The organism is Streptomyces sp. NPDC025793, assembly GCF_055558375.1.
In genome coordinates, this window is sequence record NZ_JBVHMR010000027.1 from 1 (window position 1) to 25642 (window position 25642).

The following is a 25642-nucleotide window of genomic DNA, read 5'->3' on the forward strand; positions in this document are numbered from 1 at the left end:
CTGTCGTCACCTTCCCGTCGTCCGCCCGAAGGGCGGGCCGCGCGGCGTCCGGTGCGTGCGGCTGCACGGCGGAGGAGGGAGTCGACGCGATGGGGGCCCCTCCCGCCCGAGCGAAGCCGAGCGCGGGGAAGTCGGCGACCGACCACAACGCGGCTGGAGGTGCCCCCTCTGGGGGAGCGCGTGCCAGACGCCGCACGGCAGGCGGGAATGTGACGACAGGCCCCAGGGCGTTGGATTTGCCCGGTGTTTGCACAGTGGCCTGAACAGGGGTCCGTGAGGGGCCGTACGAGACTGCGGTACAGGTCTCGCACGGAAGGACCTTCGGGTTGTCCCAGGACATGAGCACGCGCCAGGAAGCCGGTACGGACGGGGAGACCGAGGCGCCGGACACCATCCCCGACGGAACTCCCGCGCGCTCTCCCCAACGCCCCCTCACGCTCAGGCTCAGGTCCCTGCCCCGGCCCTGGGTCGCGGTGCGGGCGCGGACACGGCGGTGGCGGGCGGCGCATCCGGGCGCCGCGCGGGCGCTGTCCGGCACGGTCACCGTGCTGGCCGCGGCGCTCGTCGTCGTCGCGCTGGGGATGCCCAACTCCGTGGACCGGGTGCACACCTCGACGTTCGTGCGGATACCGGCGGAGGCCGTGATCGGGGCGGCGGTGATGATCGCGCTGCCGCGCCGGCCGCGGGTAGCGCTGGCCGTCGTGTCCGGGGTGGCGCTGGCCGCGATGACCGTCCTGAACGTGCTGGACATGGGGTTCAACCAGTACCTCGGCCGGGGCTTCAACGCCGTGCTCGACTGGAGCCTGTTCGGCGACGCGGAGTCGTACCTGGCGGACTCCTTCGGGCACACCACCGCGGTGGCCGCCGTGGCCGCCGTGATCCTCCTCGTGCTGCTGATCTTCGTGCTGCTGGCGCTGTCGATGGTGCGGCTGAGCAATCTGCTCGCCCGGCACCCCGGCCTCGCGACCCGGGGCACGCTGGTCGCCGGAGTCGTCTGGATCACCAGTTCCTCGCTCGGCCTGCAGATGTCCGGCATGCCGCTCGCCACCGACACCACCGCCGCCGCGCTGAAGGACCAGGCCCACCGGATCTCGAACGCGATCAGGGACGAGGCGGCGTTCCGCAAGGTGGCGAAGGTCGACGCCTTCGGGAACACCCCGGGCAGCCAGCTGGTCCCGGACCTGCGCGGCAAGGACATGATCTTCACGTTCATCGAGAGCTACGGCCGCAGCGCCGTCGAGGACCCCATCATGGCCCCCGGCGTCGACGCGACCCTCGACGCCCGCACCAAGGCGCTGGCTCAGGCGGGCTTCCACGCCAAGAGCGGCTGGCTGACCTCGGCGACGTACGGCGGCAGCAGCTGGCTCGGCCACTCCACGACCATGTCGGGCCTGTGGATCAGCAACCAGCAGCGCTACCGCACGGTCATGGCGAGCGACCACATGAGCCTGACCGACGCGTTCAAGAAGACCGGCGACTTCGACACGGTCGGCGTCATGCCCGGCGTGCAGAAGGGCTGGCCGGAGCAGAAGTGGTACGGCCTGGACAAGGTCTACAACGCCTTCCAGCTCGGCTACCAGGGGCCGAAGTTCAGCTGGTCGACCATGCCGGACCAGTACACGCTCCAGCAGTTCCAGGACCGGGTGCACAGCAAGAAGCCGGCCGCGGGCAAGTCACGGATGTCGCTGCTCATCCTGACCTCCAGCCACACCCCCTGGGCGCCGATCCCCAAGATGGTCCCCTGGAACCAGCTGGGCGACGGCTCGGTCTTCGACTCCATCGAGAAGGCGGGCCACCCGTCCACCTACACCCTCACCGACGACACGCACACCAAGCAGGAGTACGGCAAGTCCGTCCAGTACACGGTGACGGCCCTGACCGAGTGGCTGGAGCGGTACGGCACGAAGGACACCGTGCTGGTCTTCCTCGGCGACCACCAGCCGAACGCCCACGCCAGCGGCAACCACGCCAGCCGTGACGTGCCGGTCTCGATCGTCGCGAAGGACCCGAAGCTCCTCGACAGGATCACGAGCTGGAACTGGACCGACGGCCTGCGCCCCGCGCACAACGCCCCGGTGTGGAGGATGAGCGCCTTCCGCGACCGCTTCCTGACGGCGTTCGGCTCGACTCCGCACCCGAAGAGGAACTGACCGAGAAGAGGAACTGACCGAGGGGCCGTCAGCCGCCGGAGGTGTCGAGTTCGGCGTCCTCGCTGATCCCCGCGCAGTCGTACGGGTCCTTCAGCCAGCCGTCCGGCAGCACCACCCGGTTGTTGCCGGACGTACGGCCGCGGGGCCCGTCCGCGCCGGCCGGCCAGGGCTGGTCGAGGTCCAACTCGTCCAGCCCGGCCCGCAGTTCGGCGAGCGACGAGGTGATCGCGAGCCGCTTACGCATCTCCGAGCCGACCGCGAAGCCCTTCAGGTACCAGGCGACGTGCTTGCGGAAGTCGACCACGCCCTTGGACTCGTCGCCGAGCCACTCGCCCAGCAGCGTCGCGTGCCGGACCATGACGTCGGCCACCTCCCGGAGCACCGGGCGGGCCAGATCGTCCGGGCGCCCCTCGAAGGCCGCCACCAGGTCCGCGAACAGCCACGGCCGCCCGAGGCACCCTCGCCCGACCACGACGCCGTCGCACCCGGTCTCGCGCACCATCCGCAGCGCGTCCTCGGCCGACCAGATGTCGCCGTTGCCGAGGACGGGGATCTCCGGGACGTGCTCCTTGAGGCGGGCGACGGCCTCCCAGTCCGCCGTGCCGCCGTAGTGCTGGGCGGCGGTGCGGCCGTGCAGCGCGATGGCCGTCACGCCCTCCTCGACGGCGATGCGGCCGGCGTCGAGGAAGGTGAGGTGGTCGTCGTCGATGCCCTTGCGCATCTTCATCGTGACGGGCAGGTCACCGGCCCCGCTCACGGCCTCCCGCAGGATCGCCCGCAGCAGGTTCCGCTTGTACGGCAGCGCCGAGCCGCCGCCCTTCCTGGTGACCTTGGGGACCGGGCAGCCGAAGTTCAGGTCGATGTGGTCGGCCAGGTCCTCCTCCGCGATCATGCGGACGGCCTTGCCGACGGTGGCCGGGTCGACGCCGTACAGCTGGATCGAGCGCGGCTGTTCGCTCGCGTCGAACCTGATCAGCTGCATGGTCTTCTCGTTGCGCTCGACCAGCGCCCGGGTCGTGATCATCTCGCTGACGAACAGCCCCTTGCCGCCGCTGAACTCCCTGCACAGGGTGCGGAAGGGCGCGTTCGTGATGCCCGCCATGGGTGCGAGCACGACCGGCGGCAGCACGGCGTGCGGGCCGATGGAGAGCGGGTGGGACATCAGACGACTCCGGGAGGGGCGTACGGCGGTGACGGCAGAGGGCAAGAACCCATTGTCCCTCACTTCCCCGGCGGCCCGGCCGGCCGCTCCGGATCATGCGGCAGTCATTAGTTAGACGCACTATCGAAATCGGCGTACGATGGAACGCATGCCCGAGCTGAGCCCTCGCCGACGTCTGCTCGTGCTCGCGATCTGCTGCATGAGCCTGCTCATCGTGAGTCTCGACAACACCGTCCTGAACGTGGCGCTGCCCTCCATGCAGCGCGAACTGCACGCCTCGACCTCCGGCCTCCAGTGGACGATCGACGCCTACACCCTGGTGCTCGCCTCGCTGCTGATGCTCGCGGGCTCGACGGCCGACCGGATCGGCCGCAAGAAGGTCTTCATGACCGGCCTGCTGGTGTTCACCGTCGGCTCCGTGCTCTGCTCGCTCGCGCCGAACCTCTCCCTGCTGATCGTGTTCCGCATGGTGCAGGCGGTCGGCGGCTCGATGCTCAACCCGGTCGCCATGTCGATCATCACCAACACCTTCACCGACACCCGTGAGCGCGCCCGCGCGATCGGCGTGTGGGGCGCGGTGGTCGGCATATCGATGGCGGCCGGTCCGCTGGTCGGCGGGCTGCTGGTGCAGTCGGTGAGCTGGCGCTCGATCTTCTGGATCAACCTCCCGGTCGGCCTCGTCGCCCTCCTGCTCACGCTCCGCTTCGTCCCCGAGTCCCGCGCACCCAAGGCGCGCCGCCCCGACCCGGTCGGCCAGCTCCTGGTCATCGCCCTGTTCGGCTCGCTGACGTACGCGATCATCGAGGCGCCGGACTCCACCGCGGCCGTGGTCGCCCCCTTCGTGGCCATCGCCGCCGTGGCCCTCCTGGCGCTGCTGTGGTACGAGCCCCGCCGCGACGAACCCCTCATCGACCTGCGCTTCTTCCGCTCGGCACCGTTCAGCGGGGCCACCGTGATCGCGATCGCCGCGTTCGCGGCGCTCGGCGGCTTCCTGTTCCTGTCGACGCTGTACCTCCAGAACGTCCGCGGCCTGGACGCCCTGCACGCGGGCCTGTGGATGCTCCCGATGGCGGCGCCCACCTTCCTGTGCGCGCCCCTGTCCGGCCGCCTGGTCGGCACCCGCGGCCCCCGCCTCCCGCTCCTGATCGCCGGTACGGCGATGACGGCGAGCGGCGTCCTGTTCGCGGCCTTCGACGCGCAGACCTCGAACGCCGGCCGCCTGCTCTGCTACGTCCTGTTCGGCATCGGCTTCGGCTTCGTGAACGCACCGATCACCAACACGGCCGTGTCGGGCATGCCGCGCGCCCAGGCCGGGGTCGCCGCCGCCGTCGCCTCCACCAGCAGGCAGCTGGGCCAGACCCTCGGTGTCGCGGTGATCGGCGCCGTCCTGGCCTCCGGCATCGGCTCGGCCTCGTACCACCAGGCCTTCGTCGCGGCGGCCCGCCCCGGCTGGTGGATCCTCACGGGGTGCGGACTGGCCGTCCTGGTCCTCGGCCTCCTCACCAGCGGCCGCTGGGCCCGCGCGACGGCGACCCGCACGGCGGAGAGCCTCCGGGCACCGGAGATCCGCCAGCCGGTGGGCACCTCCTAGAGCGGCCCGCCGACGGCCGGCAGCGGTTCGCAGGACAGCTCGTACAGCCTCTCCAGCCGCTCCCGGGTCTCCTCGTCCTTCGCCGTGTACATCACCATGCGGGCGCCCGCCTCGGGGCCCAGCCACAGGTCCGTGTGCACCAGGCGGAGATGGCCGACGTAGGGGTTGCGGTACTCCTTGGTCTTCGTGCGGGCGCCGACCACCTCGTACCGCTCCCAGTGCTCGCAGAACGCCGGCGACGCCGCCTCCAGGCGCTTGAGGAGCATCTTCCAGGCCGGTTCGCCCAGGTGACCGGCGAGGGAGGCACGCAGCCGGGCGGCCATCAGCCGCTGGGTCTCCTCCAGGTGGACGACCGCCTCCTGCCACTCCTTGTTGGTGTACACGAGCAGCATGCAGTTGCGGTCCTCGGGCGGGATCGCGTCCAGGTCGCCGAGGAGGCGGCCGTAGGGGCGGTTGTAGGCGAGGATGTCGTACCGGCTGTTCTGGATGCAGACAGGCAGCGGCTCCAGCCGGCGCAGCATCTCGCGCAGCGCCGGGGTGACGCTCGGGCAGCTCGCGGCGGGCGTCGGGTCGGTGGCACCGGCCAGCTGGAACAGATGGGCGCGCTCGCTGGCGTCCAGCATCAGGGTGCGGGCCAGGGCGTCCAGGACCTGCACGGAGACCTGGATGTTGCGGGCCTGTTCGAGCCACGTGTACCAGGTGACGCCGACCGCGGAGAGGTGCGCGACCTCCTCCCGGCGCAGTCCGGGCGTACGGCGCCGGGCCCCGCGGGGCAGGCCCACCTGCTCGGGGGTGATGCGCTCGCGGCGGTTGCGCAGGAACGCGGCCAGCTCGTGCCGCCGGATCTCCGCGCCCCGGGCGGACCGCGCCGCGCCGCCCTGTGCCATGGTCGTCATGCGTCCAGGGTGCCGCCGGGCCGATCCTGTTGCCAGGTATTTCTGCTACCAGGATGAACACACTCTGGTACCCGTCTGGGCGGGGGCACAGGGTCGAGGCATGAGCGAAACCGTCGTCTCCACCCGGGCCGTCCGTACGACGGCCGCGCCGCCCGCACTCGGCGGGCCCGGGCTGTTCACCGTGCTGCTGGCCGCGGCACTGCCGCTGATCGACTTCTTCATCGTCAACGTCGCCCTGCCGACCATCCGCACCGATCTCGCCGCGAGCGAGGCGGTGCTGGAGCTGGTCGTCGCCGGGTACGGCGTCGCCTACGCGGTGCTGCTCGTGCTCGGCGGGCGGCTCGGGGACCTGTTCGGCCGGCGCCGGCTGTTCCTCGGCGGGATGGCCGCGTTCGGGCTGACCTCGCTGGCCTGCGGGCTCGCGCCGGACGCGTGGAGCCTGGTCGCGGCGCGGGTCGCGCAGGGCGCCGCGGCCGCCGCGATGCTGCCGCAGGTGCTCGCCACCATCCAGGCCACCACGCGCGGCGCGCACCGGGCGCGGGCCATGAGCCTGTACGGCGCGACGGCCGGACTGGCCATGGTGGCCGGGCAGATACTCGGCGGGGTGCTCGTCGCCGCCGACATCGCCGGGACCGGCTGGCGGGCCGTGTTCCTCGTCAACGTGCCCGTGGTCGTGGCGGGTCTGCTCCTCGCCGTACGGTTCGTGCCCGAGACCCGCTCGCCGCACCCCGAGCCCGTCGACGGCCCCGGCACCGTCCTGCTCGCGGTGTCCCTGCTGACGCTGCTCGCGCCGCTGACCGAGGGCCGGGCGGCGGGCTGGCCGCTGTGGACGTGGCTGTCGCTGGCCGTGTTCCCGTTCGCCGTCGGCGCGTTCTGGGCCGTGGAGCGGCGGGCCGACCGGGCGGGGCGGACCCCGCTGGTGCCGCCGAGCCTGCTGGCGCTGGCCTCGCTGCGGCGCGGTCTGCTGCTGATCGTGCCGTTCTCGATCGGCTTCAGCGGCTTCATGTTCGTGATCGCGCTGGCGCTGCAACAGGGCGCCCGGCTCTCCCCGGTGCCGGCCGGGCTCGCGCTCGCGCCGATGGCCGTGACGTTCCTGCTCACCTCCCTCGCCGGCCCCCGGCTGATCGCCCGGTACGGCACCCGGGTGGTCACCGCCGGTGCCGTCGTCCAGGGCGTGGGCATCCTGCTGCTGGTGCTGGCCGCCTGGCGGGACTGGCCGCACCTCGGCCTCGCCTCGCTGCTGCCGGGCGCGGCCGTCGCCGGCGCCGGACAGGCGCTCCAACTGCCCAATGTGATGCGGCTGGTGCTGTCCGAGGTGCCGCCGGCCCGGGCCGGGGTCGGCAGCGGCGTGATGGTCACCACCCAGCAGTCCGCGCTCGCCCTCGGCGTGGCCACCCTGGGCACGCTGTTCCTCACCCTCGTACCGCGCGTGGGCATGCGGGAGGCACTGCTCGTCGCGTTGCTGGCGCAGTTGGCCGGGATCGTGCTGACGGGCCTGCTCAGCCTGCGGCTGCCGCGCGAGATCGGCTGAGCCCCGGCCACGACTCGCCCAACTGACCGTGAACAACTCCCTGTTGATGTTGATTCTGCTGCACACTCCCTGCGGGCACGCAGAGACGGAGGCAGGGATGGCACGGGACAACAGCACGAGCAAGGTCAGCCGCTGGGACCGGCACGGCCGGGAGCACGTCGTGCGCGTGGAGCGCACGGGCGTGCAGCGGATGATCAGATGCGACACCTGCGGCTGGCGCAGAAACGCGCAGTTCCTGCCGTGGCTGAAGGCGGAGGAGCACCTGGCCGAGGCCCACCAGGCGACGGTCGACCCGGCAAGCAGTCACCAAGGGTAAAAAACGGGTAACGGAGAGGATTGGGAAAACGTTGTCCAACCTGCGGCTTTACGCAAAGCGATAGACGTTTCAACGGCTGGCGCGGCCCGTTCGACATGCCGCTGCGCCGCACTCGGGTGAGCCTGGACTGGCGAGCAGGCCCCGCGAGGGTCGCTCGCGACAGGGGGGAACTCCCTCGAAAACAGGAGACCCACATGAGCTTCACCCGGAGCCGCTGCGCCCGAGCGCTCGCCGCCGGCACCCTCTCCCTCGCCCTGCTGTCTGCCGGTACGGCCGCGGCCTTCGCCGCGAACGAGAAGCCGAGCCCCTCACCCACCACGCACATGACGGGCACGAAGCCCACGTCCAGCCCCAGCACGGACAAGGCCTCGATCACCCTGACGGCCAAGCCGACCTCGGTGAAGGCCGGCGAATCGGTGAAGCTCGCCGGACGCACCTCGGGCCTGAAGATCGGCTCCCCGCTGGTGCTCCAGCACGAGACGAACGGCAAGTGGACCAAGCTGACCCCGACCTCGGTGGTCAAGAAGAACAACTCCTACGCCCTGACCGCCAAACTGCCCAAGGGCACACACGTCCTGCGGGTCGTGAGCGCGACCAAGGCCGGCAAGGTCGTCTCGCCGACCGTCACGGTGAAGGTGAGCTGAGCCCCCTCACCAACAGGTCCACCACCGCCGTGAACTCCTCGTCGATGCCGGGGCCGGTCCATTCCCTGGCGTAACAGGGGTCGTGGAAACGGCCAGTGGCCTGGAAGACGGCGCGGGCCGCAGGGGCCGGGTCGGGTACCGGAAAGGTGCCCGACTCGGCCCCCATCGCGATGATCCGGGTCAACTGCCCGGTCAGTTCGTCGATGTGCTCGGCGACCGCCGCGACGTTCTCGTCGGTCAGCACCGTGTACGTCGCGAACAGTTCGGGGTCGTCGCCCGCCTTGTGCCGCTTGGCGTCGAACAGCGCCACGAGCCAGGCCCGCAGCCGCTCCTCGGGGGTGCCGTCCATGGAGACGATGCCGGCCAGCCGCTGCGAGGTGCGGTCCAGCCAGCGCTTGGTGACGGCCTCGCGCAGTGCCGCCTTGGTGCGGAAGTGGCGGTAGACACTGCCGTGGCTGACGCCGAGCGCGCGGGCCACGTCGACCACGGTGGCCTTGGCCGGGCCGTGCCGGCGCAGCACCTCCTCGGTGGCTTCGAGGATGCGCTCGGCGGTCAGGGTCCCGGTGGGCGGTGTCATGTCATAGACCGTACGTCATGGGGCTGGTCCGGCCGCCGGGTCAGCGCTCGCTGTCGAGCGTCGTCATCTGCGCGGACGGGTAGCGGTCGCCGGCCGCCGCGTCCGCCGGCACGGCCTCCTCGATCGCCGCCAGGTCGGCCGCGTCCAGGGTGACGTCCAGCGCGCCGAGCGACTCGGTGAGCCGCTCCCGGGTGCGCGCGCCGACCAGCGGGACGATGTCGTCCCCGCGGGAGAGGACCCAGGCGATGGCGGTCTGCGCGACCGACGCGCCCTTCTGCTCGGCGATCTTGCGCAGCGCCTCGACCAGGTTCAGGTTGTGCTGGAGGTTCTCGCCCTGGAAGCGGGGCGAGTGGGCACGGAAGTCGGTCGGGGCGAGCTGCCGGTCACGGGTGAAGTGGCCGGAGATCAGGCCGCGGGACAGCACGCCGTACGCCGTGATCGCGATGCCCAGCTCGCGGACGGTCGGCAGGATCTCCCGCTCGATGCCACGGCTGATCAGCGAGTACTCGATCTGGAGGTCGGCGATCGGAGCGGTGGCGGCGGCCCGGCGGACGGTCTCGGCGCCGACCTCGCTGAGGCCGACGTGCCGGACGTAGCCCTTCTCGATCAGTTCCGCGATGGCGCCGACGGTCTCCTCGATCGGCACGTCCGGGTCGAGGCGGGCGATCCGGTAGACGTCGATGTGGTCGACGCCGAGGCGCTGGAGGGAGTAGGCGGCGAAGTTCTTCACGGCGGCCGGGCGGCCGTCGTACCCGGTCCAGTTGCCCTCCGGGTCACGCAGGGCGCCGAACTTCACGCTGGTCAGGGCCTTCTCGCGCAGGGCGGCCGGGGCGGTGCGCAGGGCCTCGCCGATCAGCATCTCGTTGTGTCCCATGGCGTAGAAGTCGCCGGTGTCGAGCAGTGTGACGCCCGCGTCCAGGGCGGCGTGGACGGTCGCGACGGACTCCGCGCGGTCGGCGTCGCCGTAGAGCGCGGACATGCCCATGCAGCCGAGGCCGAGCGCGGAGACGGTCGGGCCGGTGGTTCCGAGGTTTCGGGTTCGCATCGTCATGTTCCCCACTGTGACATGACTGCTGACAGATTTCAATATCTGTCACTCCAACTTTGTCAGGCGTACGAAAATGGTCCAGACCTATTGACGGGAGGTCTGGACCGCGAGCACTGTCATGCCTACGACACCTCGCCGTACCCCCACCGGGAGGCCTCGCATGCTCAGACGTCTGCTCGCCGCCGCGCTCACGGCCGCCGCCCTCGTCCCCCTCTCGATCGCCGCCACCCCCACCGCCTCCGCCGCCGACACCTGCGCGGTCAAGTCCCGGCCGGCCGGAAAGGTGCTTCAGGGCTACTGGGAGAACTGGGACGGCTCGGCCAACGGGGTCCACCCGCCCTTCGGCTGGACCCCGATCACCGACTCCCGTATCCCCGCGCACGGTTACAACGTGATCGACGCGGCCTTCCCGGTGATCCGGTCCGACGGCACGGCGCTGTGGGAGGACGGCATGGACACCGGCGTGAAGGTCGCCACCCCGGCACAGATGTGCGCGGCGAAGGCCTCCGGCCAGACGATCCTGCTCTCGATCGGCGGCGCCACGGCCGGCATCGACCTCAACTCGACCGCCGTGGCGGACACGTTCGTCTCGACCATCGTCCCGATCCTGAAGCAGTACAACTTCGACGGCATCGACATCGACATCGAGACCGGCCTGACGGGCAGCGGCAACATCGGCCAACTGTCCACGTCCCAGGCCAACTTGATCCGCATCATCGACGGGATCCTGGCGCGGATGCCGTCGGACTTCGGCCTGACGATGGCCCCGGAGACGGCGTACGTCACCGGCGGCAGCGTCACCTACGGCTCGATCTGGGGCGCGTATCTGCCGATCGTCAAGAAGTACGCGGACAACGGCCGGCTGTGGTGGCTGAACATGCAGTACTACAACGGCAGCATGTACGGCTGCTCCGGCGATTCCTACGAGGCCGGCACGGTCGCCGGCTTCACGGCGCAGACCGACTGCCTGGACAAGGGGCTGGTGGTGCAGGGCACGACCGTCAGGGTGCCCTACGACAAGCAGGTCCCGGGCCTGCCCGCACAGCCCGGCGCGGGCGGCGGCTACCTGTCACCGTCGCTCGTCTCCCAGGCCTGGCGGCACTACGGCGGCGCGCTCAAGGGCCTGATGGACTGGTCGATCAACTGGGACGGCTCGAAGAACTGGACGTTCGGGGACAACGTGAAGGCGCTGCAAGGACGTTGAGGCGATGGAAAAGGCCCACCCTCCGGCCGACCGAGTCGGCTGGAGGGTGGGCGTCGGCGACAGTGGGCGTCAGCAGCCGATGAGACGCTGCGCCAGGTAGCCCTCGATCTGGTCCAGGGACACGCGCTCCTGCTTCATCGAGTCGCGCTCACGCACGGTGACGGCGTTGTCCTCAAGGGTGTCGAAGTCGACGGTCACGCAGTACGGCGTGCCGATCTCGTCCTGGCGGCGGTAGCGGCGGCCGATGGCGCCGGCGTCGTCGAACTCGATGTTCCAGTTCTGCCGCAGCGCCTGGGCGAGGCCCTTGGCCTTCGGGGACAGCTCGGGGTTGCGGGACAGCGGCAGGACGGCGACCTTCACCGGGGCCAGGCGGTGGTCCAGGCGCAGCACCGTGCGCTTCTCCATCTTGCCCTTGGCGTTCGGCGCCTCGTCCTCGACGTAGGCGTCGAGCAGGAAGGCCAGCATGGTGCGGCCGACACCGGCCGCGGGCTCGATGACGTACGGGGTCCAGCGCTCCTGGGCCTCCTGGTCGTAGTAGGCCAGGTCCTGGCCGGAGGCCTTGGAGTGGGCGCCGAGGTCGTAGTCGGTGCGGTTGGCGACACCCTCCAGCTCGCCCCACTCGCTGCCGCCGAACTGGAAGCGGTACTCGATGTCGGCGGTGCGCTTGGAGTAGTGGGAGAGCTTCTCCTTCGGGTGCTCGTACCAGCGCATGTTCTCGGTACGCAGGCCGAGGCCCGTGTACCAGTTCCAGCGCTGCTCCATCCAGTACTCCTGCCACTTCTCGTCCTCGCCCGGCTTGACGAAGAACTCCATCTCCATCTGCTCGAACTCGCGGGTACGGAAGATGAAGTTGCCGGGCGTGATCTCGTTGCGGAAGGACTTGCCCATCTGGGCGATGCCGAACGGGGGCTTGCGGCGCGAGGTGGTCTGCACCTGGGCGAAGTTGGTGAAGATGCCCTGGGCGGTCTCGGGGCGCAGGTACGCGACGGAGCCGGAGTCCTGGGTCGGGCCGAGGTGGGTGGACAGCAGGCCGGAGAACTGCTTGGGCTCGGTGAACTGGCCCTTGTTGCCGCAGTTCGGGCAGTTGATGTCCGCGAGGCCGTTCGCCGGGGCGTGGCCCTTCTTCTCCTCGTACGCCTCTTCCAGGTGGTCGGCGCGGAACCGCTTGTGACACGCGGTGCACTCGGTCAGCGGGTCCGTGAAGGTGGCGACGTGGCCGGACGCGACCCAGACCTCGGAGGCCAGGATGACGGACGAGTCGATGCCGACCACGTCCTCGCGCGACGTCACCATGTAGCGCCACCACTGGCGCTTGATGTTCTCCTTGAGCTCGACACCCAGCGGTCCGTAGTCCCAGGCGGCGCGCTGACCGCCGTAGATCTCACTGCACGGGAAAACGAAGCCACGGCGCTTGCTCAGGCTGACGATGGTGTCGATCTTGTCGGCGGCCACGGTGCTCTCTTCATGACGATTACGACGACGGGCGATGGAGCGAGGTGCATCCAGCTTGCTTGCGAATGATTCAGGGTACCGGCGGGGGCTCCCCCTCAATCAAATCGGTACCGCTCACCAGGCTTGTTGACAACGGTTTCCATATTTGTTGAAAATGACTGTCATGAACGTACGACGACGCCTCATACCCACCGCCGCGCTCACCGCGGTCACCGCCCTCGGTATCGGCACGCTGTCCGCCTGCTCCGGCGACAAGGCCGAGGCGGCGAACACCGGCAGGCTCGGCGTCGTCGCGTCCTTCTATCCCATGGCCTTCCTGGCCGAGCAGATCGGTGGCGCCCATGTGCACGTCACCAGTCTCACCTCCCCCGGCCAGGAACCCCACGACCTGGAGATCAGCCCCCAGCAGATCGCGATGCTCCAGGACTCCGACGCGGTCGTGTACCTGAAGAACCTCCAGCCCTCCGTCGACGACGCGGTGGCCCAGTCCCCGGTGAAGACGAAGGTCGACGCGGCCGCCCTGACCACGCTGGAGAAGCACGGCACCGAGGTCGGCGGCCACGCGGCCTCCCACGACAGCCACCCCGGCGAGGAGTCCGGCGCCGAGGACCCCCACATCTGGCTCGACCCGGTGCGCTACGCCCAGGTCGCCCAGGGGGTCGGCAAGGCCTTCGAGAAGGCCGACCCGAAGCACGCGGCCGACTACGAGAAGAACACCGCCGCGCTGGTCGGGAAACTGACCGACCTGGACAAGCAGTTCAAGGACGGCCTGGCCCGCACGAAGACCAAGGTCTTCATCACCACGCACGCCGCCTTCGGCTACCTCGCCGAGCGCTACGGCCTGACCGAGGAGGCCATCAACGGTCTCGACCCCGAGTCCGAGCCCAGCGCCGCGCGGGTCCGGGACCTGGAGAAGATGGCCAGGGCCGACGGCGTCTCCACCGTCTTCTACGAGACGCTCGTCAGCGACAAGACCGCCAGGACCATCGCGGGCGACGCCGGCCTGAGGACCGACGTCCTGGACCCCATCGAGGGCATCACCGCCAAGTCCCGCGGCAAGGACTACTTCGCCGTCCAGGAGGCCAACCTCAAGGCCCTCCAGCAGGCGCTGGGCGCCAAGTGACCGGCAGGGAAGGCAGGATCATGGGAGAGCCCGTCATAGCCCTGCGCGGGGTGACCGCCGAACTCGGCGCCCGTCCCGTGCTGCGCGGTATCGACCTCACCGTCGGCCGCGGCGAGGTCGTCGCGCTGCTCGGCGCGAACGGCTCCGGCAAGTCCACCGCGATCCGCACGGTCATCGGCCAGGTCCCGGCGACCGGCGGCACGATCGAGCTGTTCGGCACCCCGCGCCGCGCGTTCCGCGCCTGGTCGCGCGTGGGCTACGTACCCCAGCGCACGACGGCCGCCGGCGGGGTCCCCGCGACGGTGACCGAGATCGTCTCCTCCGGGCGGCTCTCCCGCACCCGCTTCGGCGTCTTCCGCCGGGCCGACCGGGAGGCCGTGCACCGGGCCCTGGCGGCGGTCGGGATGGCCGACCGCGCCAAGGACTCGGTGAACGCCCTCTCCGGCGGCCAGCACCAGCGCGTGCTGATCGCCCGCGCGCTCGTCGCCGAACCCGAGCTGCTGATCATGGACGAGCCGATGGCGGGCGTCGACCTGGCCAGCCAGGAGATCCTCGCCCGCACCCTGAAGGAGCAGGTGGCGGCGGGCACCACGGTCCTCCTCGTGCTGCACGAACTCGGCCCGCTGGAGCCGCTGATCGACCGCGCGGTCGTCCTGCGCGACGGCTGCGTCCTGCACGACGGCCCGCCCCCGCAGGCCCTGGGCCAGCACGCGCTCCCCGGCCACGACCACGTCCACCCCCACGAGTCGATCCACACGGGACTGCTGAGCTGATGGACTTCCTGAACTACGCCTTCATGCAGCGGGCACTGCTCGCCGCCGTCCTGGTCGGCATCACCGCCCCCGCCGTCGGCATCTACCTGGTCCAGCGCCGCCAGGCCCTGATGGGCGACGGCATCGGCCATGTGGCGATGACGGGGGTGGGACTGGGCTTCCTGTTGTCGACGTCCCCCGTGTGGATGGCGACGGCGGTCTCGGTCCTCGGCGCGGTCCTGATGGAGCTGATCCGCTGGTACGGAAAGACGCGCGGCGACATCGCCCTCGCCATGCTCTTCTACGGCGGCATGGCCGGCGGCGTGATGTTCATCAACCTCGCGCCGGGCGGCTCCAACGCGAACCTGACGTCGTACCTGTTCGGCTCGCTGTCCACGGTGTCGCAGTCGGACGTCGTCTCGATCTGCCTGCTCGCCGCGTTCGTGGTGCTGGTCGCCCTCGGGCTGCGCCGCCAGCTGTTCGCGGTCAGCCAGGACGAGGAGTTCGCCCGGGTCACCGGCCTGCCGGTGCGCGCGCTCAACCTCCTGACGGCGGTGACGGCGGCGGTCACGGTCACGGTCGCGATGCGCGTGGTCGGGCTGCTGCTGGTGTCCGCGCTCATGGTCGTGCCGGTGGCGGCGGCCCAGCAGCTCACCCGCAGCTTCGCCGCCACGTTCGTGATCGCCGTCGCGATCGGCATCGCCGTGACCGTCAGCGGCACGATCACCTCCTACTACCAGGACGTCCCGCCCGGTGCGACGATCGTTCTGCTGACCATCGCCGCGTTCGTCGCGCTGACCGCGCTGGCCACCCCGCTGGCCCGGCGACGCGCCCGCGCGGCGGCCCAGGCCGGGCCCGCCGGGGACCCGGCGGAGTGCACGATCCCGACCACGATTCCGGCCACGAGAGAGGCCGGGGACGAGATCGGCGTCTGACCGCCGGCAGCCCGAGCTGGCACAATGGCCCGGGCACAGGCGAGACGTGAGGAGGCAACCGGTGACGACCGCTGGACCGCCCGTGAAGGGCCGCGCGACCCGACAGCGGGCAGCCGTGTCGGCGGCGCTGAACGAGGTGGACGAGTTCCGCAGCGCGCAGGAACTGCACGACATGCTCAAGCACAAGGGCGACTCGGTCGGGCTGACCACGGTGTACCGCACCCTCCAGTCCCTCGCCGACGCCGGCGAGGTCGACGTCCTGCGCACCTCCGACGGCGAGTCCGTCTACCGCCGCTGCTCGACCGGCGAGCACCACCACCACCTCGTGTGCCGTGCCTGCGGCAAGGCCGTGGAGGTCGAGGGCCCGGCCGTCGAGAAGTGGGCCGAGGCGATCGCGGCGGAGCACGGCTACGTCAACGTGGCCCACACCGTGGAGATCTTCGGTACGTGCGCGGACTGCGCGGGCGGCGCGTCCTAGCCGGGCGCGGCCGAAGCACCGCCCGAGTCGACGAACGGCTTCGTGAGGAGGCGGCGCAGCACGCTGCGCGGGCCCTGTCCCACAGTGCGAGGACGAGATCGCCGTCCTCGCCGTCCGTGGCTACGAAGTGGCCTGGTTCCCCTTGATGGCGGCCTCCATGGCCAGCAGTTCCTCGTTCGGCACGGCCCCGCCGAAGCGCCGGTCGCGGGAGGCGAACTCCATGCAGGCCCGCCACAGGTCGCGCCGGTCGAAGTCCGGCCACAGCACGTCCTGGAAGACCATCTCGGCGTACGCGCTCTGCCAGAGCAGGTAGTTGGAGGTGCGCTGCTCGCCGCTGGGCCGCAGGAAGAGGTCGACGTCCGGCATGTCGGGGTAGTACAGGTACTTCTGGATGGTCTTCTCGCCGACCTTGGCCGGGTCGAGCCGGCCCGCCTTCACGTCCTCGGCCAACGCCTTGGCGGCGTCGGCGAGTTCGGCACGGCCGCCGTAGTTCATGCAGAAGTACAGCGTCAGCAGGTCGTTGTCCTTGGTCTGCTCCTGGGCGACCTGGAGCTCCTTGGCGACCGACTTCCACAGCTTGGGCATCCGGCCCACCCAGCGCACCCGGATCCCGAGCGCGTCGAGCTGGTCGCGGGTCTTGCGGATGAAGTCGCGGTTGAAGTTCATCAGGAAGCGGACCTCGTCGGGCGAGCGCTTCCAGTTCTCCGTCGAGAAGGCGTACAGGGAGATGTTGCGCACCCCGACCTCGATGGAGCCCTGCAGCACGTCGAGCACCCGCTCGGCGCCGACCTTGTGCCCTTCCGTCCGGGGCAGCCCGCGCTCCTTCGCCCAGCGCCCGTTGCCGTCCATGACGATGGCCACGTGGTTCGGCACCAGCTCGCCGGGGAGCTTCGGCGCGCGGGCACCCGACGGGTGCGGCTCCGGCGCCTGGTACTCGCGGCGCTGACGCCCCAGGATCCCGCGTACGACCATGTGCTTCTCGTCTCCCTACTACCGCTAGCTTTTTTCCACGTACCGCAGTGAGCGCAGCCCGCGCTCCAGATGCCAGTGCAGGTAGGCCGACACCAGCCCACTGCCCTCGCGGACGTACCGCGCCTCGCACGTGTCCGCCGTCTCCCAGTCTCCCGTAAGCAGGGCCCCCAGGAGAACCAGGGCCTGCGGTGAGGGTACGACGCTGCCGGGCACCCGGCAGTCGACGCAGACGGAGCCGCCGGAGGCCACGGAGAAGAACCGGTTGGGTCCGGGCATCCCGCACTTCGCACAGTCGCCGAAGCTGGGGGCGTATCCGTTGACGGCGAGGGAGCGCAGCAGGAAGGCGTCGAGGACGAGGTGCGGGGCGTGCTCCCCGCGCGCGAGCGTCCGCAGGGCGCCCACGAGCAGCAGATACTGCTGCACCGCCGGCTCCCCCTCGTGATCGGTGAACCGCTCGGCGGTCTCCAGCATGGCCGTCCCGGCGGTGTAGCGGGCGTAGTCGGTCACGATGCCGCCGCCGTACGCCGCGATGGTCTCACTCTGCGTGCACAGCGGCAGCCCGCGCCCGACCAGCTCGCTCCCGCGCGCGAAGAACTGCACGTCGACGTGGGAGAAGGGCTCCAGCCGGGCCCCGAACTTCGACTTCGTCCGCCGCACCCCGCGCGCCACGGCGCGTACCCGCCCGTGACCGCGCGTGAGCAACGTGATGATCCGGTCCGCCTCACCCAGCTTCTGGGTGCGCAGCACGATGCCGTCGTCGCGGAACAGGCTCATGCCGTCCATTCTCACGTACGGGGACCACTGCGCTGTCCGTCCGGGCGAAAACAGCCGATATGCATGGAGGGGGCCATTCCCTGTGCGCCCCCTTGACCGCCCCCAAAGCCCCTTTTATGGTCACGCTGACCGAACCGGACGTAGGACGTCGTACCTCCTCTCTCACCTCCCCGACCTCGCTGGAGGCCCCGTGCGTGACGACGTGACCCGCGACCTGCCGGCCCCGCGCCGCCGGTCCTTCCTGAAAGGCGCCGGCGCGCTCGGGCTGGCCGCCGCCCTGCCGTCCACGCTGGCCGCCTGCTCGGGCGGGCCGCAGTCCACGAACGACACCGGGGGCGGCGGCAGCGGGAAGGACCGGACGCTGACCGCCGTGATCGGGTACGGCAACGACGGCAGCTGGGATCCGACCCAGACGGCGTCGGCCTTCTCGATGGCCGCCAACAACCACATCTACGAGGGCCTGCTGGACACCGATCCGATCAGCCGGGTGCCGTATCCCGCCCTCGGCACCGAGGTGCCCGGCGACCCCGGCGCCACCACCTGGACGTTCGGCCTGCGGAAAGGGGCCACCTTCCACGACGGCGCGCCCGTCACCGCCGACGACGTCGTGTTCGTCTTCGACCGGATCCTCGACCCGAAGACCCCGACCCTCGCCAAGGGGTTCTTCGAGAGCTGGCTGAAGGAAGTCCGGAAGGCGGACGACCGCACCGTCGAGCTCGTCCTCAAGTTCCCCTTCCCGGACGGGCTTTCGCGGCTCACCCTGGCCAAGATCATGCCGAAGCACGTGTTCTCCCGGCCCGGCGGCTGGGACAGGGCGATCGCGGGGCTGGCGGTCGGCTCGGGGCCGTACCGGCAGAGTGCGCATCATCCGAAGTCGAACACGACGTTCGAGGCGTTCGCCGCGTACAACGGGCCGCGCCCGGCCGCCTTCAGGCGGATGAACTGGCTGACGATCGTCGACGCGGCGCCGCGCGTCGCGAAGATCTCCGGGTCCGACGCCGGCGCGCAGATCGCGGACAACATCCCTTACGCCAACATCGCACGGCTGGAGCAGGGCGGGCTGACGGTCTCGGGCGGGGCCGGGATGAACAACCTCTTCCTGATGTTCAACACCGCGCACAAGCCCTTCGACGACGTGCGCGTGCGGCAGGCGCTCCACTACGCCATCGACCGGCGGAAGATGGTGCAGGTCGCCCTCCGGGGGCACGGGAAGCCCGCCTCTTCCTTCCTCGATGAGGGGAATCCGTCGTACCGGCGGGCGAAGACCGTCTACGACCACGACCCCGAGAAGGCGAAGGCGCTGCTGAAGGCCGCCGGGGTCAGCGGGCTGAAGGTCAACATCCTCGCGGTGAACGTCAGTTGGATCGTGGACTGCCTGCCGACCATCAAGTCCTCCTGGGACGCGATCGGCGTCGGGACGACGCTGGCGCCGCAGGAGACCACGGCCGTGTTCACCAAGATGGACCAGAAGCAGGACTACCAGGTGGTGGCGGCGGCCTCCAATCCCAATCAGTTCGGGCTCGACGCCGACCTGATCATGCACTACAACTACGGGCCGCAGAACCTGTGGATGGGGTACACGCGATGGGCCGGCGATCCCGTCGCCCAGCGGCTCTTCGCCGACATGGACCGGGCGACCGCAGAGCCCGACCCCGCGAGGAAGAAGGCGCTCGTCCAGGACTGCATCGACGTCGTCGCCGAGCAGGCGGTGCTGTACCCCGTCGTCCACAACGAGCTGATGACGGCCTGGGATCCGCGCAGGCTCACCGGGATAAGGGCCCAGCCGTACCCCGGGATCAACGTGCTCCAGGCCAAGTGGGTCTGACGGCATGACGGCCGTCGTACGGATCCTGCTGCGCCGTGTCGCCCTGCTGGTGCCGCTGCTGCTCGGGATCGTGCTGTTCGTGTTCCTGGTGATGCGGTTCTCCGACGTCGACCCGGCGTCCGCGTTCTTCCAGGGCGCGAACCCGACCCCGCGGCAACTGCACGACTTCCGGGAGCGCAACGGACTGCTGAATCCGCTGCCCGTGCGCTACGTCCACTTCGTCGGCGGCCTGCTGCACGGCGACCTCGGCACCAGCGCCCTGACCCGCGCGCCCGTCGTCGACCAGGTCACCACCGCGCTGCCGCTCACCCTCCAGCTGACCTTCCTCGGCCTCGGCGTCGCCGTGGTGCTGGCGCTGGCGGGCGGGGTCACGGCCGCCGTGTACCGGGACCGGGTGCCGGACCAGGTCATCCGGGTCGTCTCGCTCGTCGGGGTCGCCGCGCCCGGGTTCTGGCTGGCGCTGCTGATGATCCAGTACCTGGCGGTGGACCGGGGCTGGTTCCCGACCGGCGGATACATCAACCCGGCCGATTCGCTCACCGGTTGGCTCAGGACGATGGCGCTGCCCGCCTTCGCGCTGTCGCTGCCGGTCGCCGCCCAGCTCATCCGGATCGTGCGGACGTCCGTCGTGGAGGAGCTGGACAGGGACTACGTCCGGACGGCGATCGGGAGCGGGCTGCCGCCCCTCGTGGTGGTGGGGCGGAACGTGCTGCGCAACGCCCTCGTCAATCCGCTCACCGTGCTCGGGCTGCGGGTCGGCTATCTGCTCGGCGGTGCCGTCGTCATCGAGACGATCTTCTCGCTGCCCGGCATGGGCAAGCTGATGATCGACGCCGTGCAGAACGGCGACCCGGCCGTGGTGCAGGGGGTCGTGCTCACCACGGCCACCGGGTTCGTCGTCGTGAACCTCGTCATCGACATCCTGTATCTGCTGGTCAACCCACGTCTGAGGGCGGCCTGATGGACACCCGCGCCGGCCTCGTCGAACGGCTCACCCGGCCCGGCGGCGTCCGGCTGCGCGGCTGGCGCCGGCTGCCGCCGCCGTCGAAGCTCGCCGTCTGCTTCCTGGCGGTCGTGATCCTGGTCGCCGTGTGCGCCCCGCTCCTCGCCCCCGACGACCCGCTCGACCAGCGGGCCCCGGCCGGCGGCAGCGGGCATCCGTCGGCCGCGCACTGGCTCGGACAGGACAGCCTCGGCCGGGACATCCTGAGCCGGCTGATGTACGGCGCTCGCTGGTCGCTGGCCATCGGGCTGGGGGCGACGGGGCTCGCGCTGGTCGTCGGCGCCGTCGTCGGGGCGGTCGCGGCCACCTCCCGCAAGGGGGTCGACGAGACGCTGATGCGCTGCCTGGACGTCGTCATGGCGTTTCCCGGCATCGCGCTCGCGGCCGTCCTCGTCGCGGTGTTCGGCGGCGGGATCGGGGTCCTGGTCTGCGCCATCGCGTTTCTGTTCACGCCGTCCGTCGCCCGGGTCGTACGCGCCAACGTGCTCGACCAGTACGGGGAGGACTACGTCACCGCCGAGCGGGTCATCGGGGCCCGCACCCCGCACATCGTGCTGCGGCACGTGGCCGTCAACTGTGCCGCGCCCGTGCTCGTCTTCTGCACGGTCCAGGTCGCCGAGGCGATCGTGTTCGAGGCGTCGCTGTCGTTCATCGGGGCGGGGGTGCGGCCGCCGGATCCGTCCTGGGGCAGTGTCATCGCCGACGGCAAGAACATGGTGCTGACCGGCGGCTGGTGGGCGACCGTCTTCCCCGGGCTGCTGATCCTGCTCACCGTGCTGTCGCTGAACATCCTCTCCGAGGGGGTGTCGGACGCGTGGGCCGCGCCGGCCGCCCGTGAAGTGGCGGCCCCCGAGGGCCAGTTGGAGGAGGCGGTACCGGGTGACGTGCTCCCCCTGCCGGGGCTGTCCCAGGCGGCGCGGCGGCTGCGTGCGCGCGCCCGGCCCCGGCCCGACCGCGGCGGGCAGCCGGTGCTCGCCGTGGAGAACCTCGCCATCGGCTTCCCGGACCGGCACCGGGGCGTGGACATCGTCGCCGGGGTCGGCTTCGAGGTGTACCCGGGCGAAGTGCTGGGCCTGGTCGGCGAGTCGGGCTGCGGGAAGTCGCTGACCGCGCTCACGATCATGGGCCTCCAGCCGAGACAGGCCCGGGTGCGCGGGCAGGTGCGGTTCCAGCGGCGGAACCTGCCGGCCGAGCCGATGCGGGTACGGCGCCGGCTGCTCGGGCACGAGATGGCGATGGTCTACCAGGACGCCCTGTCCTCGCTGAACCCCGCCATGACCATCCGCGCCCAGCTGCGGCAACTGGTGCGGCGCGGGGGCCGTCGCAGCCCGGGCGAACTGCTGGAGCTGGTCGGGCTGGACCCGGAGCGCACCCTGCGCAGCTATCCGCACGAGCTGTCCGGCGGGCAGCGCCAGCGCGTGCTGATCGCCATGGCCCTGTCCCGCGAACCCGGGCTGATCGTCGCCGACGAGCCGACGACCGCCCTCGACGTCACCGTGCAGGCCCAGGTGATGGAGCTGCTGCTGCGGCTGCGCGAGGAGCTGGGCTTCGCGCTGATCCTGGTCTCGCACGACCTCGCGCTGATCGCCGACGTCACCGACCGGGTGGTGGTGATGTACGGCGGGCAGATCGTGGAGAGCGGGGTGACCGCCGACCTGGTGGCGGCGCCGGCCCACCACTACACGCGCGGGCTGCTCGGCAGCGTGCTGTCGCTGGAGTCGGCCGAGGAACGGATGACGCAGATCAGGGGAGTCGTGCCCTCCCCCGCCGACTTCCCGGCGGGCTGCCGCTTCGCCGACCGCTGCCCGCGCGCGAGCGAGGTGTGCCACGAGCACGCGCCGGCCCTCACCGGCACGGCCACGCACACGGCGGCCTGCCATCACCCGGCCGTGCCCGTGGAACCCGTGGAGGAGACGCTCCAGTGACCGCGATCATCGACGTACGGGACGCCCATGTCGTCCACAAGGCGCGCGGCGGCGGTCTGTTCGCCCGCGACCGGGTGTACGCCCTGACCGGCGCCGATCTGTCCGTGGCGGCCGGTGAGACGGTCGGGGTCGTCGGCGAGTCGGGGTGCGGGAAGTCGACGCTGGCGAAGGTGCTGGTCGGTGTCCAGCGGCCGGTCTCGGGGGCGGTGGCGTTCCGGGGGCGGGACCTGTGGGCGATGCCGGCCGGGGAGCGGCGGGCCACGGTCGGCGCGGGCGTCGGCATGATCTTCCAGGACCCGTCGACCGCGCTGAACCGGCGGCTGCCCGTGCGCCGGATCCTGCGCGACCCGCTGGACGTCCACGAGCGCGGCAGCCGGGCGGAACGGGACGTGCGCGTAAGGGAGTTGATGGGCCTGGTGGGCCTGCCCCGGGCGCTCGCCGACGCCCTGCCCGGGCAGCTCTCCGGCGGGCAGCGCCAGCGCGTCGCCATCGCCCGCGCGCTCGCCCTGGACCCGGCGCTGGTCGTCGCCGACGAGCCGACCAGCGCGCTCGATGTGTCGGTGCGCGCGCAGATCCTCAATCTCCTGCTGGACCTGAAGGACCGGCTCGGGCTGGCGCTGGTGTTCGTCTCGCACGACATCCAGACGGTACGGCGGATGAGCGACCGGGTGATCACCATGTACCTGGGCCGGATCGTGGAGGAGACCCCGGCCGACCGGGTGACGGACGCGGCCCGGCACCCGTACACCCGCGCGCTGTTCTCGGCCACGCCCGGACTGCTGGATCCCGTCGACCCGATCCCGCTGACCGGGCCGGTGCCGTCGGCGACCCGGCCGCCGAGCGGCTGCCCGTTCCGCACCCGGTGCTGGAAGGCGGACGCGGTGTGCGCGGAGTCGATGCCGGACTTCTCGGCCGCGTCACGGCCCGGACACCGCTACCGCTGCCACCATCCTGTGGAGGAGGACCGGCCGACCCGCGACCTGGCCCGACAGAGCCTGCCACAGGAGCCCTGAATGACGTTCCCCGTCCCGCTCACCGGTGTCGTCCCGCCCGTCTGCACTCCCCTGACACCGGAGCGCGAGGTGGACGTGCCCTCGCTGCTCCGGCTGGTGGACCATCTGGTGGGGGGCGGGGTGCACGGGCTGTTCCTGCTCGGCTCGACCTCCGAGGCGGCCTTTCTGACGGACCGGCAGCGACGGCAGGTCGTGTCGGCGGTCGTCGCGCACGTGGGCGGCCAACTGCCCGTCATCGCCGGTGCCATCGACATGAGCACGCCCCGCGTCCTGGACCATGTCACGGCGGTGACGGCGGCCGGGGCACAGGCGGTGGTCGTCACCGCGCCCTTCTACACCCGCACCCACCCCGCGGAGATCGTCCGCCACTACCGGCGGCTCGCGGCGGTGAGCGAGGTGCCCGTCATCGCGTACGACATCCCGATGGCCGTGCACACCAAGCTGCCCGCCGATCTGGTGCTGGGGCTGGCCGCCGACGGGGTGCTGGCGGGGCTCAAGGACTCCAGCGGGGACCTGGGCGCCTTCCGGGAGGTCGTCACGGGCGCCCGCGCGCACGCCGGGTTCAGCGTGCTGACCGGCTCCGAGCTGATCGTGGACTCCGCGCTGGCGCTCGGTGCCGACGGCTGCGTGCCGGGGCTCGGCAACGTCGACCCGCACGGGTACGTCCGGCTGTACCGGCTGTGCCGGGCGGGCGACTGGGCGGGGGCGCGGGCCGAACAGGAGCGGCTGTGCGCGCTGTTCGGGCTGGTCGGGGTCGGCGACCCGGGTCGGATGGGCGGGAGTTCCTCGGCACTGGGCGCGTTCAAGGCGGCCCTGCAGCTGCGCGGGATCATCGACTGCCCGGTGACGGCCGAGCCGCAGGTGCCGCTGTCCGGCGAGGAGACGGAGAAGGTCGGCAAGTTCCTGGCGGCGGCGGGGTTGCTCTAGGGGCATGCCGGGGCGGTCAGGCCGGGCAGCGGAGGCAGGCGCGGACCTCCCGGCCGCCGCGTGTCTGGTGGATCTCGGTCGACTGCGCGAGGCAGGTGACGATGCCGGTGCCGCGGCCGTGTTCGTCCGGGGCGACGTCGTGCGGACCGTGCTCCACCGCGGTGCCCGAGTCGCTGACCACGATGGACAGGGCGCCCTGGTCGAGGACGAGCACCAGCGTCATGCACTCGCGGCCGTACCGGGCGGCGTTGGCGGTGAGTTCGTCGACGATGAGGACGGCGGAGTCGCGCTCGCTCTCGGGCACGCTCCAGCACTCCAGCAGATCCGCCGTGAAGTGACGCGCGGCGGAGACATGTGCCTCCCGTGCGGGCAGGGTCAGCGTCGCCCGCTGGGAACAGGGCCCTGGGCTGGTGCGCCCGGGATCGGTCACATACATGGTCTTCCGGCTCTTCTGTGTGGGTGCGAAAGCTGTAGGTGAGCGCTCATCCGGTAATACGCACGGCGACGGGCGTACGGTTCGAGCGATCTGCACCTTTTTGCGCCCGGATTTCTACGCCCGGATCACGCCCGGATCGTGACCAGCTTCTGGCCGTTGCCGGCGACGATCTCGAAGTGCTCGATGGCTCCGGGAGACATGGGGACCGCTCCCGGGATCCTCGTCCCGGCCGGGTACGCGCCGGCCCGCCAGGTGGCGGCGTCCGCCCTGGCCCCGCCGGACCCGACCGCCTGCAGCCGGCAGACGATGCCGGCCGGCGCACCATGCGCCGAGACCCGCAGGACACTGCCCCAGGCCGACGGGAAGACCTCCACCGAGGCGGTGACGCCGGTGGCGGCGTCACTCCCGGAGAAGGTGCGCGCCGGAGTCGACGTGGCGGCCCCGGGCGGCCCGCCCTGGCTCGTCACGGACGCGCCGGTCACCAGCCAGGTGCCGCCGGCCGCCGCCGCCGCGACCAGCATCAGGGAGGCGGCCGCGCCGGCCAGCTGCCACCGCACGGCCCTGCGGCGCCTGGCCGCGGCCTGCCCGAGCATCCCGTCGAGCAGCCCGGCCCCGGGAGCCCGAGTCGCCGCGGGCGGCGCGCTCCCGGCCGCCCGCCGCACCAGGCGGCCGGCCGGCTCCTCGTCGCCCGCGGGCACCGCACCGCCCGCCGCCTCGGCCGCCGTGACCGTCGCGAGCAGCGCCGGCAGTCCGGCCAGCTGCTCGTACTCCGCCCGGCACGCGTCGCACGTCGCCAGATGGGCGCGCACCTGTTCCGTCTCGGCCGGGGACAGCGCGCCCAGGACGTACCCGCCGAGCGCCATCCGCAGAGCCTCGTGGTCCGCGTTCACGGCCGGCGCCTCCTCCGT

At 71.3% G+C, this 25642-nt stretch carries 24 protein-coding genes; 15 read left to right on the plus strand and 9 right to left on the minus strand.

The window, feature by feature from the left end; all coding sequences use genetic code 11:
* The first annotated feature begins 338 nt into the window (after positions 1 to 338).
* Positions 339 to 2150 (plus strand): alkaline phosphatase family protein, encoded by a 1812-nt coding sequence (locus ACZ4MF_RS34905; protein WP_467496479.1) that lies wholly within the window; start codon positions 339 to 341, stop codon positions 2148 to 2150.
* 28 nt (positions 2151 to 2178) lie between these two features.
* On the opposite strand, the gene dusB is transcribed toward ACZ4MF_RS34905, so the two are convergent.
* The gene (gene dusB / locus ACZ4MF_RS34910; protein WP_467496637.1) at positions 2179 to 3312 is read right to left on the minus strand and encodes a tRNA dihydrouridine synthase DusB; all 1134 of its coding nucleotides are present in this window, start codon (positions 3310 to 3312) and stop codon (positions 2179 to 2181) included.
* Positions 3313 to 3460: 148 nt separating this feature from the next.
* On the opposite strand from dusB, the gene ACZ4MF_RS34915 reads away from it, so the two are divergent.
* Positions 3461 to 4903, plus strand: a complete 1443-nt coding sequence (locus ACZ4MF_RS34915; RefSeq protein WP_467496481.1) for an MFS transporter — start codon at positions 3461 to 3463, stop codon at positions 4901 to 4903.
* On the opposite strand, the gene ACZ4MF_RS34920 is transcribed toward ACZ4MF_RS34915, so the two are convergent.
* Positions 4900 to 5799, minus strand: coding sequence for a helix-turn-helix transcriptional regulator (locus ACZ4MF_RS34920; protein WP_467496483.1), 900 nt, complete (start codon positions 5797 to 5799; stop codon positions 4900 to 4902). The genes ACZ4MF_RS34915 and ACZ4MF_RS34920 overlap by 4 nt on opposite strands.
* A 100-nt stretch (positions 5800 to 5899) precedes the next feature.
* Between ACZ4MF_RS34920 and ACZ4MF_RS34925 the strand changes: the two genes are divergently transcribed.
* The 3 genes from ACZ4MF_RS34925 (at position 5900) to ACZ4MF_RS34935 (ending at position 8290) form a co-directional block, all read left to right on the plus strand.
* Positions 5900 to 7330 (plus strand): MFS transporter, encoded by a 1431-nt coding sequence (locus ACZ4MF_RS34925; RefSeq protein ID WP_467496485.1) that lies wholly within the window; start codon positions 5900 to 5902, stop codon positions 7328 to 7330.
* Positions 7331 to 7427: 97 nt separating this feature from the next.
* A complete protein-coding gene (locus tag ACZ4MF_RS34930; RefSeq protein WP_467496487.1) occupies positions 7428 to 7646 on the plus strand; it encodes a hypothetical protein in 219 nt (72 codons plus the stop codon).
* Between the two features lie 194 nt (positions 7647 to 7840).
* The gene (locus ACZ4MF_RS34935) at positions 7841 to 8290 is read left to right on the plus strand and encodes a hypothetical protein (RefSeq protein WP_467496489.1); all 450 of its coding nucleotides are present in this window, start codon (positions 7841 to 7843) and stop codon (positions 8288 to 8290) included.
* Here the strand turns inward: ACZ4MF_RS34935 and ACZ4MF_RS34940 are convergent.
* Complete coding sequence (locus tag ACZ4MF_RS34940; protein WP_467496490.1) at positions 8271 to 8867, minus strand: TetR family transcriptional regulator; 597 nt, start codon at positions 8865 to 8867, stop codon at positions 8271 to 8273. The genes ACZ4MF_RS34935 and ACZ4MF_RS34940 overlap by 20 nt on opposite strands.
* A gap of 40 nt (positions 8868 to 8907) precedes the next feature.
* Positions 8908 to 9918: an aldo/keto reductase gene (locus ACZ4MF_RS34945; RefSeq protein ID WP_356030927.1), complete on the minus strand. Its 1011-nt coding sequence runs from the start codon at positions 9916 to 9918 to the stop codon at positions 8908 to 8910.
* 157 nt (positions 9919 to 10075) lie between these two features.
* On the opposite strand from ACZ4MF_RS34945, the gene ACZ4MF_RS34950 reads away from it, so the two are divergent.
* Positions 10076 to 11119 (plus strand): chitinase, encoded by a 1044-nt coding sequence (locus ACZ4MF_RS34950; protein WP_467496493.1) that lies wholly within the window; start codon positions 10076 to 10078, stop codon positions 11117 to 11119.
* Positions 11120 to 11188: 69 nt separating this feature from the next.
* On the opposite strand, the gene ACZ4MF_RS34955 is transcribed toward ACZ4MF_RS34950, so the two are convergent.
* A complete protein-coding gene (locus ACZ4MF_RS34955) occupies positions 11189 to 12571 on the minus strand; it encodes a glycine--tRNA ligase (RefSeq protein WP_356030924.1) in 1383 nt (460 codons plus the stop codon).
* A gap of 163 nt (positions 12572 to 12734) precedes the next feature.
* Between ACZ4MF_RS34955 and ACZ4MF_RS34960 the strand changes: the two genes are divergently transcribed.
* The 4 genes from ACZ4MF_RS34960 (at position 12735) to ACZ4MF_RS34975 (ending at position 15859) form a co-directional block, all read left to right on the plus strand.
* On the plus strand, positions 12735 to 13694 hold the full coding sequence (locus ACZ4MF_RS34960; RefSeq protein ID WP_467496495.1) for a metal ABC transporter substrate-binding protein: 960 nt from the start codon (positions 12735 to 12737) through the stop codon (positions 13692 to 13694).
* Positions 13695 to 13714: 20 nt separating this feature from the next.
* Complete coding sequence (locus ACZ4MF_RS34965) at positions 13715 to 14467, plus strand: metal ABC transporter ATP-binding protein (RefSeq protein WP_467496497.1); 753 nt, start codon at positions 13715 to 13717, stop codon at positions 14465 to 14467.
* Positions 14467 to 15381 (plus strand): metal ABC transporter permease, encoded by a 915-nt coding sequence (locus ACZ4MF_RS34970; RefSeq protein WP_467496499.1) that lies wholly within the window; start codon positions 14467 to 14469, stop codon positions 15379 to 15381. The genes ACZ4MF_RS34965 and ACZ4MF_RS34970 overlap by 1 nt, the downstream gene beginning before the upstream one ends.
* Positions 15382 to 15442: 61 nt before the next feature.
* Positions 15443 to 15859, plus strand: a complete 417-nt coding sequence (locus ACZ4MF_RS34975) for a Fur family transcriptional regulator (protein ID WP_071381702.1) — start codon at positions 15443 to 15445, stop codon at positions 15857 to 15859.
* Between the two features lie 120 nt (positions 15860 to 15979).
* Here ACZ4MF_RS34975 and ACZ4MF_RS34980 read toward each other — a convergent pair whose 3' ends face one another.
* Positions 15980 to 16831: an isoprenyl transferase gene (locus tag ACZ4MF_RS34980; protein ID WP_467496502.1), complete on the minus strand. Its 852-nt coding sequence runs from the start codon at positions 16829 to 16831 to the stop codon at positions 15980 to 15982.
* A 24-nt stretch (positions 16832 to 16855) separates the two neighbouring features.
* Positions 16856 to 17605, minus strand: a complete 750-nt coding sequence (gene recO, locus ACZ4MF_RS34985; protein WP_071370650.1) for a DNA repair protein RecO — start codon at positions 17603 to 17605, stop codon at positions 16856 to 16858.
* 190 nt (positions 17606 to 17795) lie between these two features.
* Here recO and ACZ4MF_RS34990 point away from each other — a divergent pair, with 190 nt between their 5' ends.
* Genes ACZ4MF_RS34990 through ACZ4MF_RS35010 form a run of 5 tightly spaced genes read left to right on the plus strand, consistent with a single transcriptional unit; the run spans position 17796 to position 24298 of the window.
* The gene (locus tag ACZ4MF_RS34990; protein WP_467496504.1) at positions 17796 to 19430 is read left to right on the plus strand and encodes an ABC transporter substrate-binding protein; all 1635 of its coding nucleotides are present in this window, start codon (positions 17796 to 17798) and stop codon (positions 19428 to 19430) included.
* A 4-nt stretch (positions 19431 to 19434) separates the two neighbouring features.
* Positions 19435 to 20391 carry an ABC transporter permease gene (locus ACZ4MF_RS34995; protein ID WP_467496506.1) on the plus strand — a complete coding sequence of 319 codons (957 nt, stop codon included), beginning with the start codon at positions 19435 to 19437 and terminating at the stop codon, positions 20389 to 20391.
* Entirely contained in the window at positions 20391 to 22358 is a 1968-nt protein-coding gene (locus ACZ4MF_RS35000; protein ID WP_467496508.1) for a dipeptide/oligopeptide/nickel ABC transporter permease/ATP-binding protein, read from the plus strand. Before ACZ4MF_RS34995 ends, ACZ4MF_RS35000 begins: the two co-directional genes overlap by 1 nt.
* A complete protein-coding gene (locus ACZ4MF_RS35005; protein WP_356030911.1) occupies positions 22355 to 23371 on the plus strand; it encodes an ABC transporter ATP-binding protein in 1017 nt (338 codons plus the stop codon). The genes ACZ4MF_RS35000 and ACZ4MF_RS35005 overlap by 4 nt, the downstream gene beginning before the upstream one ends.
* The gene (locus ACZ4MF_RS35010) at positions 23372 to 24298 is read left to right on the plus strand and encodes a dihydrodipicolinate synthase family protein (RefSeq protein ID WP_467496510.1); all 927 of its coding nucleotides are present in this window, start codon (positions 23372 to 23374) and stop codon (positions 24296 to 24298) included.
* A 16-nt stretch (positions 24299 to 24314) separates the two neighbouring features.
* Here the strand turns inward: ACZ4MF_RS35010 and ACZ4MF_RS35015 are convergent, their stop codons facing one another.
* Together ACZ4MF_RS35015 and ACZ4MF_RS35020 are read right to left on the minus strand one after the other, a co-directional pair.
* On the minus strand, positions 24315 to 24734 hold the full coding sequence (locus tag ACZ4MF_RS35015) for an ATP-binding protein (RefSeq protein WP_356030908.1): 420 nt from the start codon (positions 24732 to 24734) through the stop codon (positions 24315 to 24317).
* 125 nt (positions 24735 to 24859) lie between these two features.
* Positions 24860 to 25624 (minus strand): anti-sigma factor family protein, encoded by a 765-nt coding sequence (locus tag ACZ4MF_RS35020; RefSeq protein WP_467496512.1) that lies wholly within the window; start codon positions 25622 to 25624, stop codon positions 24860 to 24862.
* Positions 25625 to 25642: the final 18 nt, after the last annotated feature.